The sequence below is a fragment of the Colwellia sp. 6M3 genome, assembly GCF_014077595.1.
Taxonomy (GTDB): Bacteria; Pseudomonadota; Gammaproteobacteria; order Enterobacterales; family Alteromonadaceae; genus Cognaticolwellia.
Window position 1 is genome coordinate 1 of the sequence record NZ_JACGWF010000196.1, and the last position, 898, is coordinate 898.

The window sequence follows — 898 nt, forward strand, 5'->3', positions numbered from 1 at the left end:
AGTCAGCTAAACGTACAAATAAACCAAAGTTAGTTACAGTCGATATAACACCAGTAAATGTATCACCAACATGATCTTGCATATATTCACATTTAAGCCAGTCTGAAACATCACGTGTTGCATCATCAGCACGACGCTCGGTCATAGAGCAATGTTCACCAAGCTCTATTACTGCTTCAGGGGTATAATTATGCGCGCCAGCGTTCGCTTCATCTTTAGCTTGTTCATCTAAAATAGCTTTAATAACGCGATGTACCACCAAATCAGGATAACGGCGTATAGGCGAAGTAAAGTGACTATATGATGGTAATGCTAAACCAAAGTGGCCAATATTATCGCTTTGATATACCGCTTGTCGCATTGAGCGCAATAACATGGTTTGAATGAGCTCTTGATCAGGTCGGTCGGCTATTTTCTCTAATATGTGACAATAGTCTTTCGGCTCAGGTTGTTCCTTACGCTCTCCCATTGAAGATAGGTCGAGACCAAGCTCGTTAACGTAACTAAGAAAGTTATTGTACTTTTCTTCACTCGGCTTATCGTGAACACGAAATAGACCTGGCTTTTTATGTTTTTCGATAAACTCTGCCGTAGCAACGTTGGCTAAAATCATACATTCTTCAATGATTTTATGTGCATCGTTACGTACCATCGCGACAATAGATTCTATTTTTCTATCACTGTTAAAAAGAAATTGAGACTCAGTGGTTTCAAAAGCAATTGCACCACGCTTAGTTCTCGCTTTACTCAGCACATGATACATAGTATTTAGGTTATCTAAATCTGGGATCAATGCTTGATACTGTGTACGTAACTCTGCGCGATAATCTTCGTCTTTTTGCTCAGGGTTCACACCTAAAATGGTTGCTACTTTACTGTAAGTAAAACGTGCTTTAGA

At 39.4% G+C, this 898-nt stretch carries 1 protein-coding gene; it reads right to left on the reverse strand.

The window, feature by feature from the left end:
- A partial coding sequence (locus tag H4J50_RS18960) for an RNB domain-containing ribonuclease (protein WP_182257701.1) occupies window positions 1–898 on the reverse strand: 898 nt, incomplete at both ends.